Below are 16,063 nucleotides of genomic sequence, written 5' to 3' on the forward strand. Positions count from 1 at the left end.
GGCCGGACCCTCTGGTGAGTCGAATGGTTGGGTTTGGGCCTGAAGTGGTGTCATAGTGGTGAGCAATGGGGACGAGTGGGGTAAAGTGGGGAGCACTGCGTAGGGGACGCTACCCGATGGGGTCGTCCCATGGTTACCAAACTGGCATTGGAGGTGGGGCATGGCCGATACATACGAGGCAGATGCCGCCTCGCCTTCCCTGCCGCCCATGCTTCTGGGCACCTATACGCCCAAGATGGATTCCAAGGGCCGCCTTGCTCTGCCGGCCAAGTTCCGCACCCAGCTGGGTCAGGGCCTGGTCATGGCACGCGGCCAGGAGCGCTGCGTCAGTCTGCTGCCCACCGAGGAATTTCGGCGGATGGCCGTGCGTATCCAACACACCTCAATGGGCGACAAGTCAGCCAGGGATTACCTGCGAGTATTTCTGTCCGGTGCTGTCGACCAGGTCCCCGACAAGCAGGGTCGCATTCTTGTTCCGCCCATGCTGCGCTCCTATGCACGGCTGACCGGCCCGGTCGTGGTCATCGGCGTGGGCACCCGTGCTGAAATCTGGGATCAGGAGTCCTGGACTGCCTACCTGGAGAGCAAGGAACAGGGCTACGCCGACATTGCCGACGATGTTCTTCCGGCGGTGGATTGCTGATGGAGGCCCTCATGGAAAATCGCAATCCGCCCGATCAGGAGGCTGTGGACAGCGGCATGGTCCATCGTCCCGTCCTGCTTGAGCGCTGCCTTGCGCTGGCGCGACCCGCCTTGGATCACCCGGGCACCGTGGCTGTGGATTGCACGCTGGGCCTGGCCGGTCACGCCACCGCCTTCCTCAAGTCCTGCCCTCAGGCCCGTCTTATTGGCATTGACAGGGATCTTGAGGCTCTGAATCTGGCCACAGGCCGGATGCACGACGAGGGTCTGACCGACCGCTTCACGCCGGTGCACGCCCCCTTTGACCAGCTGGACCAGCAACTGGATGCCCTGGGCCTGGGCCAGGTGGACTTGGTCTTCATGGATCTGGGGCTCTCCTCCCTGCAGATCGACCAGCGCGACAGGGGATTTACCTACCGGCAGGATGCCCCGCTGGACATGCGCATGGACACCAGCCAGGAGTTGACGGCCGCACAGGTTCTGGCCGAGTACGACAAGGACCAGTTGACCGACATCTTCTCCCGGTATGGGGAGGAGCGCTATGCAGGACGCATCGCCCGGGCCATCGTGGAGGCCAGGCAGGAGCAGCCACTTACCACCTCGGCCCAGCTGGACCGTCTGGTCGACAGGGTTGTGCCGCGTGGTCATCGTCCCCCGGGTAATCCAGCCAAGAGGGTCTTCCAGGCCCTGCGCATCGAGGTCAATGGGGAGCTGGATCGTTTGAGGCGCACCCTGCCCCAGGCCATTTTGCGGCTGGCTCAGGGGGGTCGTCTGATTGTGGAGTCCTACCACTCCCTGGAGGACCGTATGGTCAAGCGCTTCATGGGGCCAGGGCTGCATGTGGACCTGCCGGCGGGCATGCCGGTGGTGCCTGAACAAGCCCGCCCCTATTTGTCGGATCTGACACATGGGGCCATCAAGGCAGACGCGGCCGAGCAAGAACGCAACCCCCGATCCGCCTCTGTACGCCTGCGGGCCGTGGAGATGATCGGAGCCATCCCGGAGGAGCGTCGTCGTCGGCTTCAGGCCGAGGTCCGTGGTGAGGGTCCAGATGGTCGCCGTCGTCACGTCGGCCACGGTTCGGAATCGAGGCGCCGGTCATGACCATGCCAGCACGTTCAGTCCGTTCCAAGGCCTCGCCGGACAAGGGGCATCCCCGCATCCAGGAGATGCCCACCAGGCCTGAGCTCAGTCTGATCAAGGGCACAGGTAAGACAGGCAAGGCACGCCAGCCCGAACGAGGTCCAGTGGCTGAGGGAGCCCGGCGTCTGATCGGCTGGACCCGGACCCGCGGCAATCCTCTGCTGCGCATCATGACCTCCGTGGTTTTCCTGGCTGCCTGCATGTTCGGCTCCTTGATGCTACGCACCCAGATGGTCCAGGATTCCTTTGAAGCCACCCGGATCCAGCATGAGATCAGCAATCTCAACCAGGACGTCCAGGATGACCAGAACAAGCTCGATCAGCTTCAGGCATCCCTGCCGGACAAGGCCCAGCAGTTGGGCATGCAGCCACAACAGGGTCTGAACTCCATCGATCTGCAGGGTTACAAGCCCCCTCAGGATGCCCAGGGCAAGGCGGCACATCCATGAGTGGCAAGGGAACCAAGCACTCCTGGCACCTGTCTTTCTGCAAACGTTCCTTGTCCGTGGGCCTGATTCTGATCCTGGTGGCGGCTCTGGCCTTGGGCAAATTGGCCTATATCCAACTCTTCGACGGAAGGTCCATGGCCCAGGCTGCTGCGGCGGGTCGCACCGTGCCGCATACCATCAAGGCCCAACGTGGCCGCATTCTGGACGTCAATGGCCGGGTGCTTGCCCAGAGCCTGGAGCGGTATAACATCATCGGCGATCCCGAGGCGGCTGCCTCCTTCATACCCATCAACTGCACCAAGCGCACAGGCAGTGACTGCCACAGCATCAAGGGTCACCCGGTGGGTGCCGACGGTGCTGCCGGCGTGGCACGCCTTCTGGCACCGGCCCTGGGGATGAACGCCATGGAGCTGGGCGGCAAACTCAGCGTCCCCGGACGGTACGTGGTCCTGGCCAAGCGGGTGACTCCCGAGGTCAAGCGCTCCATCGACAAGCTGGGTCTGCAGGGGATCATCACGGCCGAACTGAGCAGCGAACGTACCTACCCTCACGCGGATCTGATGGGAGCCCTGATCGGGGGCATCGACGACAGTGGCAAGGGCGTGGCCGGAATCGAGCAGATGGAGAATCGACGGCTGACCGGCACTGACGGCTATACGGTCTATCAGCAGGGGATGCTGGGCCAGGAGATTCCCGGAACCGTGACCCGTCAGCGCAATCCGGTCAACGGCAAGGACGTGAGATTGACCATCGATCAGGACGTGCTCTGGTACGTCCGTCAGGCCCTCAAGTCAGGCTGCCAGAACTATCATGCGGACTGGGCCCTGGCAGTGGTTCAGGACACCCACACCAACGAGATCCTGGCCCTGGCCGACACCGACGATTACCAGGCGGGCAGCGACCAGGCCAAGGTCAACTCCTCCAGGGCCGTGGCGGAGACCTTCGAGCCCGGCTCGGTCGGCAAGACCATCTCGGCCGCGGGCATGCTCCAGGAGCAGGTGCACTCCATGACCGACCGCTTTACGGTGCCCGACCACATCACCCTCGACAACCAGCAGTACAAGGATTCCTTCAACCATGGGGATGAGCATTGGACGCTGGCCGGCATTCTGCAGAATTCCTCCAACGTGGGCATGGTCATGGCCGGTCAGAACTACCCGGACCAGAAGCGTTACGACTATCTGACCCGCTTCGGCATCGGTCAGGTTTCGGCCCTGGGTCTTCCGGGGGAGTCCAAGGGACTGCTGACCACGCCTCAGACCTGGGACCGGCGCACCAGGAATACGGTCCTGTTCGGCCAGGGCTATGCCACCAACGCCGTCCAGCTGACCAATGCCATCGCTACCCTGGCCAACAAGGGGGTCCGTTCCGACCAGACCATCATCCGCGGTCAAGGGGCAGTCAAAGCCCATCAGGTCAGGGTCGTGGACGAGAAGGTGGCCGCTGAGGTCATGAACGCAATGGAGTCAGTGTCAGAGAAATACGATAAGACGGTCAAGGTGGAAGGCTACAGGATAGCCGCCAAGACCGGCACCGCCGAGGTGGCCGACAGCTCCGGCAGGCTGAGCGGCATCGTCAGTGACTGGGTGGGTATACTGCCCGCTGACGATCCCCGCTTTGTGATCACTGTGGTGCTGAAGAACCCCCACAGCAATGCCGGGGTTTTCGGCGGAGTCACCGCCGGTCCCATCTTTGCCCAGATCGGTGAATTCCTTATGCAGAAATACCAGGTCCCCACGTCCCAGCCCAGAACCGATGCTATCCCGGTAACATGGTGATACCGGCAGGCATCATGGCGTTCCCGGACAAAGGAGAGATTGCAGCATGAGTGCGCTGAGTGAATCAATCTCCCGACGGTTGACCCTGGGTCAGCTCAAGGGGCGTTACGGGCTTACCTTGGTTCCCGACTTCGCTGAACCAGTTACGGTGACATCACTGGTGGATGACCTGCCCTCAGTGCGGCCCGGCAGCCTTTATGTGCCTGCAGATCAGCAGGTGGACCAGGGCATGATCGAGGAGGCCGAGCGCCGAGGGGCCTACGCAGCCCTGTTGCCGACTTCGGCCCGCCAGGAGGTGGGACGAGCCAACATACCCCTGCTCTTCGGCACCATGCACCCCTGGCAGATGGGCCAGCTGCTGTCCAATGCCGCCGGTGATCCCTCGGGAGCTCTGGCTGTCTTTGCCCTGGTCGGTTCCCAGGTGCAGGACCAGGTGGATCTCTTGGCCGACTTCCTGCACGTGCTGGGCAATCCCGTCGGTATTCTCAGCGCCAAGGGCTCATACTCGCTGGACCGGCGACTGGACCTGGAATACCCCCTCAGCATGTTCGATGTGCAGCGCAGTCTGTCCATCGCCCTGGAGGACGGAGCGGCCGCCGTGGTCATCTCCGTGGATGATCAGACCCTGGCCAGGGATGCCCTGCAGGCGGTGGACCTGGATGTGGTGGCCCTGGGCGCCCAGGAGGGCTCCACCCGCGATATGCGGCACGTGCGACTGATCTCCAGGGCCCGCCGATATGGGTTCAGCCTGGGCGGGCACACCATCGTAGCCAGGCGCAACGAGGAATCAGACGTGCTGGCCCGCCAGTCCCTGCCCGCCGATGCGGAAAGCGACGATCTGTCCCTGTGCATCGCCATGACCATGGCCGCCGGCGTCAAACGCAACAACATCAGGAGCGCCCTGCGCGTCTCCCGCGAAATGTCCTGAGAGGTGAGGATGAGTCAGTCTGTAGGGGCCGGGTCCATGCCCATGACCCTGGAAGAGGTCGTCGAATACGTGCACGGTCGGCTGTTCGAGGCCGGTCCCGGTCGCGAACCCGATCGGCGGTCGGTGCGCATGCGGGTGGTGACAGATTCCCGGCAGGCGGGGGCCGATGGACTCTTCGTAGCCATCAAGGGCGAGCATGTGGATGGCCATGACTATGTTCCCGGTCTGGGTGTCAAGGGCTGCCGCGCGGCCCTGGTCGACCACCTGGTTCCGGGCGCTGACCTGCCTCAGATTCTTGTGGATGATACGGTTGTGGCCCTGGGTCTGTTGGCCCGGGCCAACATAGACCGTCGGCGCAAGGCCCAAGGTCCCTTCACTGTCATCGGTATCACCGGCTCTGTCGGCAAGACCACGACCAAGGATCTGTTGGCCTCCCTGCTGGCCCTGCTGGGTCCTGTGGTGGCTCCGGTCGGGTCCTTCAACAATGAGATCGGTCTGCCTGTGACCGCCTTGCAGGTCGGGCCGGACACCCGTTACCTGGTGGCGGAGATGGGCGCCAGCCACGTGGGCGAGATAGCAAGTCTGACCCGGATGGTTCCCCCGGACATGGCCCTGGTCCTTAAGGTGGGAGTGGCCCACCTGGGAGAATTCGGCTCCGTGGAGCGCATCGCCCAGGCCAAGAGCGAGATCGTGCAAGGCCTGGTTCCGGGCGGGACCGCCGTACTCAATGCAGACGATTCCCGGGTGGCCGCCATGGCCGATCTGGCCTCTGGGCCTGTTCTGCGGTTTGGCATGGCCGCTGAGGACGGCGGGCGGGATCGCAACCTGGACGGATCGGCTCGCTATCTGGACAGTGACAGTCTGGACAGGCCGGCCTTCGAGCTGCGCCTGCGCGGCCAGCAGCCGGTTCGACTCCGTCTGGGCATTCCGGGACGGCACAACGTCATGAACGCCCTGGCCGCCGCCACGGTGGCCCACGCCTTGGGTCTGGACGCAGAGCGCATTGCCGATGAACTGGGCGAACAGCGGCAAATCAGTCCGCATCGGATGGCCCTGTCGTCGGTCCGGCTGCCGGATGCCTCCTTCACCCTGATCGATGATTCCTTCAACGCCAATCCCGACTCCGTGCGGGCCGGTCTGGACGCCCTGGCCGCCTGGAAGGGATCCGATGGCCCGGTCTATCAGATAGCGGTCCTGGGGGTCATGCTTGAGTTGGGTGATCGAGGGGAGCAGTTGCACCAGGAGATCGGTGCCTACTGTCGTCGCCAGGGCATTGATGCATTGGTCGCGGTGGGTTGCCGGGACCAACAGATGGATGCTCTGGTCCAGGCCCTGGTCCGTGGTGCCGGTGGCCCATCCGATCCGAGCGAGGATCAGCCTGGGTCCATGTGTGTCCTCTTTGCCCGGGACGCTGACCAGGCCGACCAGATGGTTCGCCGCCTATGCGTCAGGCATCCGGACCGGCAGAATCTGGTTCTGCTCAAGGGCTCACACATGTCTGGCCTGTCCGATCTGCCCGACCGGTGGCAGGGCTGAGCTATGGGTCCACTGGCATCCCCGCAGCGGGGTCTAATATTCAAGGACAGAATCCAAGAGTTGGAGTACACACTGTGATTGCCCTCATCATCGGAATCCTGGTCGCCCTGGTGGTGACGCTGGCGGGGACCCCCCTGCTGATACGGCTGGTCCACCGCCTGCACTACGGGCAGTACATCCGCCAGGACGGACCCAAGTCCCACCTGGTCAAGCGCGGTACCCCGACCATGGGCGGGCTGGTCATCAACCTGGCCATTCTGCTGGGATGGGCGGCCTCGGCGCTCTATCGTTACCTGTCCCGGGGGGAGTCCGTGTCCCTGTCGGCCATGCTGGTCCTGTTCGCCATGCTTTCCATGGGCTTCCTGGGCTTCATCGACGACTTCGCCAAGGTGCGCAAAAAGCAGAATCTGGGCCTGTCGGTCAGGGCCAAGTTCATCGGCCAGTTCATTCTGGCCACCATATACGCGGTGCTGGCTCTGAAGCTGCCCACCAAGAACGGCTATCCCAGTGCCCAGGCGGGCATATCCTTCGTGGAGCAGCCCATCATCGACTTCAGAATGGCAGGCAGCGTCCTGTCCGTGGTGCTCTTCATCATCTGGGTCAATCTGCTGATGACGGCCTGGAGCAATGCGGTCAACCTGACCGATGGCCTGGACGGGCTGGCTTCGGGCTCCTCCATGATCGCCTTCGTGGGCTATACGGTCATCGCCTTCTGGGAGAGCTACCACTTGAAGGGCGGCGGCCATCCCGGCCATGCCTACGCGGTCTCAGACCCCCTGGACCTGGCCATCATCGCCTGCTGCGCGGCCGTGGCCTGCTTCGGCTTCCTCTGGTACAACACCAATCCGGCCTCCATTTTCATGGGCGATACCGGATCCCTGGCTCTGGGAGGGCTCTTCGCAGCCCTGTCCATCGCCACCCATACCGAGCTGCTGGCGGTCATCCTGGGCGGTCTCTTCGTGGGAGAGGCAGCCTCTGATGTGATCCAGGTGGGCTACTTCAAGCTCACCCACAAGCGGGTCTTCAAGATGGCCCCCATCCACCACCACTTCGAGCTGATGGGCTGGCAGGAGTCCAAGGTGGTTGTCCGATTCTGGATGGTGGACCTGATCTTCGTCCTGCTGGCCCTGGTTTGTTTCTATGCAGACTGGGTGGTCCGCTCCGGGCTGCCCATCTGAGTGCGTCCATTCACGGTACCGGACTTCGGCAGCCGGTATCATGCCAAGCAGATGCCGGAGCTAGCGGAATGAGGTGTTCATGGATATGGACTTGAGCCAGAAGCGCGTACTGGTCGCCGGGCTGGGCATTTCCGGACGGAGCGTGGCCGCAGCCCTGCGAGGACGGGCAGCTGGTGCGATCACTGTGGACCAGCGTGCCCCACAGGCTGATCTTCATGACTTCGACCAGGTGGACTGGAGCCAGGTGGATCTGGTCATGGCTTCGCCTGTCTTCAATCCGCGTACTCCATTTATCCTTGAGGCGCAGCGTCGGGGCATCCCCGTGGTCAGCGAGGTGGAGATGGCTTGGCTGCTGCGGGTGCCCTCAACACGGACCGGCCGTCCAGCACCCTGGATCGGGATCACCGGTACCAACGGCAAGACCTCAACCACCAGGATGGTCTCCGCCATGATGCAGGCCAGCGGGTTTACGGCCCCGGCGGTGGGCAACATCGGCAAGGCCGTCTCCACAGCCGTTCTGGACCCTGACAATGACATACTCTGCGTGGAACTGAGCTCCTTCCAGCTGCACTTCACCTTCTCGCCGGCTCTGGAGTGCGCGGCCATCACCAATCTGGCCGACGACCATCTGGACTGGCACGGGGGCTTCGAGGCCTATGCGGCCGACAAGGCGCGCGTCTACCGGGGCGTGCGCAAGGCCCTGGTCTACAACGCAGATGATTCCCGGGTCTCCGACCTGGCCAGACAGGCTCAGCCAGCCCCCGGCTGCCGACGGGTGGGCTTCACCTTGGGTCGGCCCGAGTCTGGACAGTTGGGCGTGGAAGACGGTTGGGTAGTGGACCGCAGCGGATTGACTGGTCAGGATCCTGAGGAGGGGGTCAGGCTGGTCCGGGTGGCCGATCTGACGGACCTGTGCGAGCCCGATGGCACGGTCTACCCCCATCTGCTTGCTGATGCCCTCTGCGCTCTGGCTCTGGCACTGGGCGCTGGGGCCCGTGTCGACGCGGCCATCGAGGCCATGCGCGCTTTCACGCCCGGCGATCACAGGATCAGTACCGTGGCTACCCTGGGCCAGGGTGCGCAGGCCATCCGCTTTGTGGATGACTCCAAGGCCACCAATGCCCACGCGGCTGAGGCCTCCCTGGCCAGCTACCATGACGGCCAGGTGGTCTGGCTGGCCGGCGGACTGGCCAAGGGCGCCCGCTTCGACAATTTGGTCCGGTCCCGCAGATCCAAGCTGGCTGCAGCCGTGATCATCGGTCAGGATCAGCAGCCCATGGTCCAGGCCATCAAGGACCAGGCGCCCGATCTTCCGGTTACCTTGATCGATCCTGGTACAGGCGACCAGGTCATGGCTCGAGCTGTTCGTGCGGCAGGATCCTATGCACGGCCCGGCCAGGTTGTTCTGCTGGCACCCGCCTGCGCCTCCATGGATCAGTTCGCCTCCTATGCCGACCGGGGCGACCAGTTTGCCCAGCAGGCAACACAATGGGTCCACGAGCATGAAGCGCGACACTGATCCGCACACGGCTCCCTCCAGGGAGTCCGGCGGCAAGGGGGACTACCGGGGCTGGCGGGCTATACTCAATCCGCTCTGGTGCTACTACGGCTTTCTGGCTACAGTCGTCGCCACCACGGTCTTCGGCCTGATGATGGTCTTCTCCTCCTCGGCTGTGGATCTGGTGGCCCAGGGTAGCTCACCCTGGAGCCAGGTCATTCGCCAGAGCATATATGCAGTGGTGGGGCTCTTGCTGGCCCTTCTGGCCCTGAGGATCAGCGTCGACCACTACCGGAGTTGGAGCACCTGGTTTCTGATTGCCAGCCAGGGCATCCAGCTGCTGACCCGCACTCCGTTGGGGCGTTCTGCCAACGGCAATGAGGGGTGGATCTCGGTGGGGGGCATATCCATGCAGCCGGCCGAGCTCCTCAAGCTGGCCCTGTGTCTGTGGCTGCCCCAGGCCCTGATTGAAGCCCAACGGCAGGCCGGCGAGGATTCCGATCTGAAGAGCCTGGCCAAGGCCTATGCCAAGCCGGCTGTCGGTTTTATTGTCAGTTTCCTGCTGATCATGCTGGGCAAGGACCTGGGAACGGCCATGATCATCGTCATTATCGGCTTCGTGGCCTTTCTGGTCTCGGGCTTCCCCCTGCGCTGGCTGCTCAGCCTGGCAGTCCTGGGGATGGCCGCGGTCATCGGCTTTTCGGTCTACGGCAACAGTAACCGAACCCAGCGGATCTTGGCCGCCTACGGCAAGTGTTCGGAGGACGACATTCAAGGGGTCTGCTACCAGTCCATCCATGGGCTCTACGCCATGGCCTCAGGGGGATTGACCGGGGTCGGGCTGGGCAACTCCAGGGAGAAGTGGAACTACCTGCCCGAGGCACACAATGACTTCATCTTCGCTGTCATAGGCGAGGAGCTGGGCTTTGTAGGGGCAGCCATGCTTATTCTGGTCTTTGTGGTTATGGGCTGGTGCATGCTGAGAATCGCCCTGACCACCAAGGACCGGTATGCGGGCATGGTGCTGATCTGCCTGGATGTGTGGCTGGTGGGCCAAGCCCTGGTCAACATTTGCGTGGTTCTGGGCCTGCTGCCGGTCATCGGGCTGCCCCTGCCCTTTGTGTCGGCCGGAGGGACCGCGCTGATCTCCTGTCTGGCTTCGGCTGGGGTGGCTCTGAAGATGATTCGGACCCAACCGGACGTGATGGCAGCCACGGACGGGTCCTGAGATGCGGAATGGACATGGCGGAAAGGAAGCGGATTCGCGGATGACGACAGCGACGAGGACCGGGAAAGGGATGCCTGGGGTTGCCCAGGAGCATGCCGGAAAAGGCGTTGGTCCCCATCTGGTGTTGGCCGGCGGGGGGACGGCAGGGCATGTCAACCCCCTGCTCAGTGTGGCTGCGGCTATTCGAGAGTGCTGTCCCCAAGCGGCTGTCAGCGTGATCGGCACTGCTGTCGGGCTGGAGCACGACCTGGTACCGGCAGCCGGACTTCCCCTGGATCTGATTGAGAAGGTGCCCTTCCCTCGACGTCCCGGCAAGGCCGCTCTGGTCTTCCCCCGGCGTTGGCGGCGTGAGGTGCAGCGGGTCCGAGGCTATTTGCAGGCTCGGTCGGCCGACCTGGTGGTCGGCTTTGGCGGCTATGCCTCGGCGCCGGCCTACAGGGCCGCACGGAACCTGGGTCTGCCCATCGTCGTCCATGAGCAGAACGCCCGGGCGGGCATGGCCAACAAGCTGGGTGCCCGCTGGGCTGATTTCGTGGGTACAGCCTATGAGAATACCGGCATACGGGCCCGGTCGGGAGTGCCCGTGCGCCGCGTGGGCCTGCCCCTGCGGCCGGCCATTGCCCGACTGGCCAAGCAGATGGAGGCTGACCCTGCAGGAGCCCGGCGGGAGTCTGCGCAGTCTCTGGGATTGGATCCCGATAGACCCATCCTGTTGGTGACTGGGGGATCCTTGGGTGCGCTCAGTCTGAACAAGGCGGTGGCTGGCGCAGCCCGGCAGCTGCTGGACCGAACCCAGGTCATCCATCTGACGGGTCGTGGCAAGGCCGACCAGGTCAGGAAGCAGGTGGTGGCTGACTTGGGCGATGCGGCCATCAACGATTTGGACCCAGCCCACCGGGGCCAGGGGGACTACCACATGGCCGAATACCTGGAGCGGATTGATTTGGCATTCGCCTGCGCTGATCTGGTGGTCTGCAGGGCTGGTGCCGGCTCTGTCAGTGAGCTGGCCGCCCTGGGCGTGCCCGCCATCTACGTGCCCCTGCCCATTGGTAACGGTGAACAGCGGTTCAATGCTCAGCCGGTCGTCCATGCCAGGGGAGGGCTCATGGTGGATGATGCGGCCCTGAATGCTCAATGGATAGCCGATCATGTCCCTGCCCTCATGGCCGACAGGGATAAGCTGGCTGACATGCGCCGTCGGGCCTGGGAGTACGGGATTCGCGACGCCGCCCAGGTGATGGCCGAGCAGATTCTGACCATGGCCGACCAACACCTTGCCCGCAAGGATTCTGGGAGGGCCTAATCGGGCATAATGGAGGCAGGCGACGGGCGACCGTCTTGAATGGTCCTGAACTGTTGGAGGAGATGCAACTACTGTGCCCAAGCATGAATTGAATACAGTGCCCGGTCGGCAGGACAGCGGTGACCGGTCCCTGCCGGTCCTGGACCCCTGCCTGCCTGCCCTGGCCCAGGCCGGAGTGAGCGACCCCAAGGACCTGGGTCCCACACACTTCATCGGCATAGGCGGGGCCGGGATGAGCGTGCTTGCCGAGATGCTCCACCAGGAAGGGGTTCAGGTCTCCGGCTCCGACCGCGCCGAGGGGGAGAAAACCCGTCGTCTGCGCCAACTGGGAATTCGGGTCACCATCGGTCAAGATGCCAGCAACGTGGCCGGGGCCCGCACGGTGGTCTGGTCCAGTGCCATCAAGCCCGACAATCCCGAGATCCTGGCAGCTCGTGACGCCGGCGCTCGGCTGGTACATCGCAGCGACATTCTGGCCCTGCTCATGGCTTCCAGGATTTCAGTCACCGTGGCCGGAGCCCATGGCAAGACCACGACCAGCGCCCTCTTGGCCCACCTGCTGACCAAGGGCGGCGGTGGGAATCTGGCCGATCCCAGCTATGCCATCGGAGGCAGCCTCCAGAGCGACCAGGGGCCCATGGACGGTGGGCATGTGGGAGCCGGACGGGTCCTGGTGGCCGAGGCGGACGAGTCCGACGGCAGCTTTGGCAAGTACACCCCGGACATCGCCATCATTACCAACGTGGAGCCCGACCATCTGGACCACTACGGCACGGCTGATGCCTTCCACCAGGCTTTTGTGGAACATGCTCGGCATGCCCGCCGCTTCCTGGTGGTCTGTGGGGACGACCAGGGCGCTCTGGAGGTGTTGCGACGGCTTCACGGGGACTGCCAGGCCAGAATTATCGTCTATACTTCGGATTCCCAACTGAATATTGACTCCCTGCCTGGGATTCTGGGCCTGGTGCGCATCGGGTCTGAGTCCGAGAGCAGCGGCAGCGGTCGTGAGCATTGCCGTCTGGCTCTCCCCGCGCAGGTGCTCCAGGCGGCAGGGCTGGAGGTCGGCAAGCCGCTGGATCTGCAGGTGGATCTGGCGATCCCCGGCATCCACAACGCCCGCAATGCCTCCGCAGCCATCATCGCCGCCATCCTGCTGGGGATGGATCCTGGTACGGCCGCCGCTTCTGCCGCCGACTTTCGTGGAGCCTCTCGACGCTTCGAGGTCCGCGGAATCCGGCATGGGGTCACCGTAGTGGATGATTACGCCCATCATCCTACGGAGATTGCCGCCCTGCTGACCGCCGCCAGGCGACGCTATCCTGGCCGGACCATCAGGGTGCTCTTCCAGCCCCACCTGTATTCGCGCACCGCCATCTTCGCCGACCGTTTTGCGGCGGCTTTGTCTCTGGCGGACGATGTGACCGTCACTGACATCTTCCCCGCGCGTGAGCTTGCCAGCGATTTCCCGGGCGTGGATGCCGGAACCATCCCCGCTGCCGCCCGCAAGGCATCGGGCCAGGAGTCTCAGGATTCCGGGAATAGGTCTGCTGGAGCTATCTTCCAGGCCTGCCCGAACATGCGTCAGGCCGCTCTGAATCTGGCTGAGCGGGCGGAGCCGGGTGATGTGATCCTGACTGTGGGCGCCGGCGATGTAACCGACATGGGGCCGGTCATTCTTGACAGGCTGGCTGAACGGGACGAGCAGTGAAGACCGGCAAGGGTCGCCGCGCCTCCAGTGGGGCTTCATCCAGGACCAGGGCCGTCCGGGCTGCCAAGGCCGCACGGACGGCCCGGTCTGGGCGCACCAAGTCTTCGGGAGAGGAACAGCGGACCAGCAGAACTGCCAGATCGGCCAGGTCGACTCTTTCCGATGGTGCAGCACTGTCAGGCCGCCGGTCCAAGACTGAAAAGACCGGCAGCGAGGGCAGGCGTCTCAAGCGGTCGAAGCGCCTTAAGGGTCGTCTGAATCGTACCAAGAATCCAGGCGGATCCCGGACTCGCAGTGCCAGGTCGGCCTCCTCATCCTCCCGATCCCTGGTGAAAGGGAACAAGGCCTCGGCCTCAAAGTCTGCGACCTCACGCACGACAAGTTCGGCCGGAGGATTCGTTGATGCCCGGACCATACCGCCGGACCGGCCTGTCTCAGGCAGGATCGGCACTGATCAGGAGGAGCAGGGGCTGGGGATTTTCGTTCGTCCCAAGGTGCTGGACTTTCAGGCCCGGGTGCGCGAGAAGAAGAAGGTCAGCCGCAGGCTGGTCCTTATCCGGACAGGCGTTGTCATCCTGGTCATGGCGCTGATCGCAGGACTGGCATGGCTGCTCTTCCTCTCGCCGGTCTTTCGCCTGCAGACCGACAAGATCGATGTCAGCGGCGGCAATGCCTGGGTCTCCAACGATCGGGTGGCCTCAATCGTGGCCAATCAAGTGGATCGCTCGTTGCTGCTGGTTTCCACCAATGGCGTCGAGCAGGAGATCAGCGGCATGGCCGGGGTGACCGATGCCAAGGTCCGCAAGAGTTTTCCGCACGGTCTGGAGGTGACCTTCGATGCCCAGGAGCCCACGGCGGTCTTCAAGGATGCACAGGGCAAGCTGACGGCCGTCGACAGGCAGGGGAGGGCGCTCAACACTGTGTCCAAGCCGGTGGACGGGGTGCCGGTCATCCAGGTGGCCACCGTCAAGCGGGCCCAGCAGGATCAGGCGGTCAGGCAGACCCTGCGGATTCTGTCGAGCATGCCCGAGGCCATGCGCCATTCGGTGACCAAGGTGACTGCGGAGACCCAGGACTCGATCACCACCGAGCTGGATCAGGGCAGGCATGTCATCATCTGGGGCGACGGCTCCGACCTGAAGCTCAAGCAGGCCGTGGTCGACAAGATCATCAATGATCCGTCCAAGATTGGCGACAAGCATCAGTTGGACGTATCGGCGCCTCTGCGACCCATCGTTAAATAGTCGCTGGAGGAACAGCCGTCTTCATCAGCCTGTCGGTGTCCAGCAGGATGGTCACAGGGCCGTCGTTGACCAGATCCACTCGCATGTGGGCACCGAAGCGACCTTCGGCGACAGGGACACCGGTCGCGGCCAGGGCCCGGTTCAGGTCCTGCCAGATGCTCTGGGCATGTTGGGGCTCTCCGGCCGCCATGAAGCTGGGACGGTTGCCGCGACGCAGATCAGCATATAGTGTGAACTGGGAGATGGAGAGGATGGAGCCGCCGCAGTCCAGGACCGACCGGTTCATCCGGCCCTCCTCGTCGGCGAAGATACGCATCCGGGTCAGCTTGCGGACGGCATAGTCCACCTGGTCAGACGCGTCGCCATCCTGGACGGCCACCAGGAGCAAGAGGCCCGTGCCGATGCTCTGGGGTTTGAAATCGGGATCCGGCTGCCCCTGTTCGTCGACCACATCGACCCGGGCATGGCTGACCCGCTGTATGACGATTCTCATGCTTTCAGTCTAAGGACTTCAGGCGTTGTTGTAGTGCCGCAGGGAAAAGCTGGAGCGGTACCTGGTTGGTGTCAGGCCGGAGAACCGTTTGAAGACCCGCATGAAGTACTTGGGGTCGTCATACCCGCAGGCCTCGGCGATTTGGCTGACGCCCATGCAGGTCGACAGGAGCAGCTCCTGCGCCCTTTCGATGCGCACCCGCCTGATCTGCCCGGTGATGCCTATGCCGAACCGCCGCTTGTAGATGGTCGACAGGTAGGAGGGCGAGTAATTGAAGTTCTCCGCCACGCTGGCCACACTGATCCGGTCGCAGGCGTTGATGCGGATCCAATCCTGGACCTTCTGGAGGGTGCTGTCCTCGTCGTCCGCTTCCTGAGAGTCCTTGGGCGCGGGCCCTCCCATGGAGATCTCCATGAGCAGACAGGTCATGAAATAGCTGCAGTAGGGGCTGGGCTCCGGGTAGGTGCGCTGATAGATGTCCAGCAGCTGGTTGAACATGACGGTCACCCGGTTGTTGTCTGCCAGACGAAAATCCAGGGGCAGCACCACGCGTGCCACGCCCTGGCCCTTTCCATCCCTCTGTTCGTCAGTCAGGCCCTGAACCCCTTTCCAGTCGGGCAAGGTGAAGTGGGCCCAGTAGAAGGTCAGCGGCTCTTGTCCCAGCCGTCGACTGCCCTCATGAGGGGTGCCGGGCGGGATCAACAGCAGACCGCCTGCCTTCAGATCACGTTGTCGTCCGGCTACGGTCAGCGGGAGGACACCCTCTTCAACCAGAATCAGCTCAAAGCTGTCAACGGTGCGGCGCTCATGAATCCATCCTGGGGTGCCGATGAAGCGCCCTGCGGATTTGAAGACCGCCGCATCGTTGGGGAAACTGGTGATGATTGCCTGATACGTGCTGACCGTCCTTACTGTCTGTGAAATCTTGGCCTGAG

General features: G+C 63.6%; 15 protein-coding genes. 13 read left to right on the forward strand and 2 right to left on the reverse strand.

What is annotated here, in order from left to right; translation table 11 throughout:
• The first annotated feature begins 160 nt into the window (after window positions 1-160).
• The 12 genes from mraZ (at window position 161) to ACNAOV_RS02665 (ending at window position 14,635) form a co-directional block, all read left to right on the forward strand.
• Window positions 161-643, forward strand: coding sequence for a division/cell wall cluster transcriptional repressor MraZ (mraZ, locus tag ACNAOV_RS02610; RefSeq protein WP_416517850.1), 483 nt, complete (start codon window positions 161-163; stop codon window positions 641-643).
• An 11-nt stretch (window positions 644-654) separates the two neighbouring features.
• On the forward strand, window positions 655-1,746 hold the full coding sequence (gene rsmH / locus ACNAOV_RS02615) for a 16S rRNA (cytosine(1402)-N(4))-methyltransferase RsmH (RefSeq protein WP_416517851.1): 1,092 nt from the start codon (window positions 655-657) through the stop codon (window positions 1,744-1,746).
• Window positions 1,743-2,234 (forward strand): hypothetical protein, encoded by a 492-nt coding sequence (locus ACNAOV_RS02620; RefSeq protein WP_416517852.1) that lies wholly within the window; start codon window positions 1,743-1,745, stop codon window positions 2,232-2,234. Before rsmH ends, ACNAOV_RS02620 begins: the two co-directional genes overlap by 4 nt.
• Entirely contained in the window at window positions 2,231-4,012 is a 1,782-nt protein-coding gene (locus ACNAOV_RS02625) for a peptidoglycan D,D-transpeptidase FtsI family protein (protein ID WP_416517853.1), read from the forward strand. Before ACNAOV_RS02620 ends, ACNAOV_RS02625 begins: the two co-directional genes overlap by 4 nt.
• Before the next feature lie 46 nt (window positions 4,013-4,058).
• Entirely contained in the window at window positions 4,059-4,940 is an 882-nt protein-coding gene (locus ACNAOV_RS02630; protein ID WP_416517854.1) for a UDP-N-acetylmuramyl peptide synthase, read from the forward strand.
• 9 nt (window positions 4,941-4,949) lie between these two features.
• Entirely contained in the window at window positions 4,950-6,476 is a 1,527-nt protein-coding gene (locus ACNAOV_RS02635; protein ID WP_416517855.1) for a UDP-N-acetylmuramoyl-tripeptide--D-alanyl-D-alanine ligase, read from the forward strand.
• Window positions 6,477-6,550: 74 nt separating this feature from the next.
• Entirely contained in the window at window positions 6,551-7,654 is a 1,104-nt protein-coding gene (gene mraY, locus ACNAOV_RS02640) for a phospho-N-acetylmuramoyl-pentapeptide-transferase (RefSeq protein ID WP_029677929.1), read from the forward strand.
• A gap of 79 nt (window positions 7,655-7,733) precedes the next feature.
• Window positions 7,734-9,173 carry a UDP-N-acetylmuramoyl-L-alanine--D-glutamate ligase gene (murD, locus tag ACNAOV_RS02645; RefSeq protein ID WP_416517856.1) on the forward strand — a complete coding sequence of 480 codons (1,440 nt, stop codon included), beginning with the start codon at window positions 7,734-7,736 and terminating at the stop codon, window positions 9,171-9,173.
• Window positions 9,157-10,380 carry a peptidoglycan glycosyltransferase FtsW gene (locus ACNAOV_RS02650; RefSeq protein ID WP_416517857.1) on the forward strand — a complete coding sequence of 408 codons (1,224 nt, stop codon included), beginning with the start codon at window positions 9,157-9,159 and terminating at the stop codon, window positions 10,378-10,380. The genes murD and ACNAOV_RS02650 overlap by 17 nt, the downstream gene beginning before the upstream one ends.
• Window positions 10,381-10,450: 70 nt before the next feature.
• Entirely contained in the window at window positions 10,451-11,683 is a 1,233-nt protein-coding gene (locus tag ACNAOV_RS02655; RefSeq protein WP_416518126.1) for a UDP-N-acetylglucosamine--N-acetylmuramyl-(pentapeptide) pyrophosphoryl-undecaprenol N-acetylglucosamine transferase, read from the forward strand.
• A 97-nt stretch (window positions 11,684-11,780) separates the two neighbouring features.
• Entirely contained in the window at window positions 11,781-13,391 is a 1,611-nt protein-coding gene (murC, locus tag ACNAOV_RS02660; RefSeq protein ID WP_416518127.1) for a UDP-N-acetylmuramate--L-alanine ligase, read from the forward strand.
• Entirely contained in the window at window positions 13,388-14,635 is a 1,248-nt protein-coding gene (locus ACNAOV_RS02665; protein ID WP_416517858.1) for a cell division protein FtsQ/DivIB, read from the forward strand. Before murC ends, ACNAOV_RS02665 begins: the two co-directional genes overlap by 4 nt.
• On the opposite strand, the gene dtd is transcribed toward ACNAOV_RS02665, so the two are convergent.
• Together dtd and ACNAOV_RS02675 are read right to left on the reverse strand one after the other, a co-directional pair.
• Window positions 14,628-15,128, reverse strand: a complete 501-nt coding sequence (gene dtd, locus ACNAOV_RS02670) for a D-aminoacyl-tRNA deacylase (RefSeq protein ID WP_416517859.1) — start codon at window positions 15,126-15,128, stop codon at window positions 14,628-14,630. The genes ACNAOV_RS02665 and dtd overlap by 8 nt on opposite strands.
• Before the next feature lie 18 nt (window positions 15,129-15,146).
• Window positions 15,147-15,908, reverse strand: coding sequence for an AraC family transcriptional regulator (locus ACNAOV_RS02675; RefSeq protein ID WP_416518128.1), 762 nt, complete (start codon window positions 15,906-15,908; stop codon window positions 15,147-15,149).
• Here ACNAOV_RS02675 and ACNAOV_RS02680 point away from each other — a divergent pair.
• Complete coding sequence (locus ACNAOV_RS02680) at window positions 15,807-16,049, forward strand: hypothetical protein (protein ID WP_416517860.1); 243 nt, start codon at window positions 15,807-15,809, stop codon at window positions 16,047-16,049. The genes ACNAOV_RS02675 and ACNAOV_RS02680 overlap by 102 nt on opposite strands.
• Window positions 16,050-16,063: the final 14 nt, after the last annotated feature.

This window comes from Bifidobacterium asteroides (genome assembly GCF_048001765.1).
In the GTDB taxonomy this organism is placed as follows: domain Bacteria; phylum Actinomycetota; class Actinomycetes; order Actinomycetales; family Bifidobacteriaceae; genus Bombiscardovia; species Bombiscardovia asteroides_K.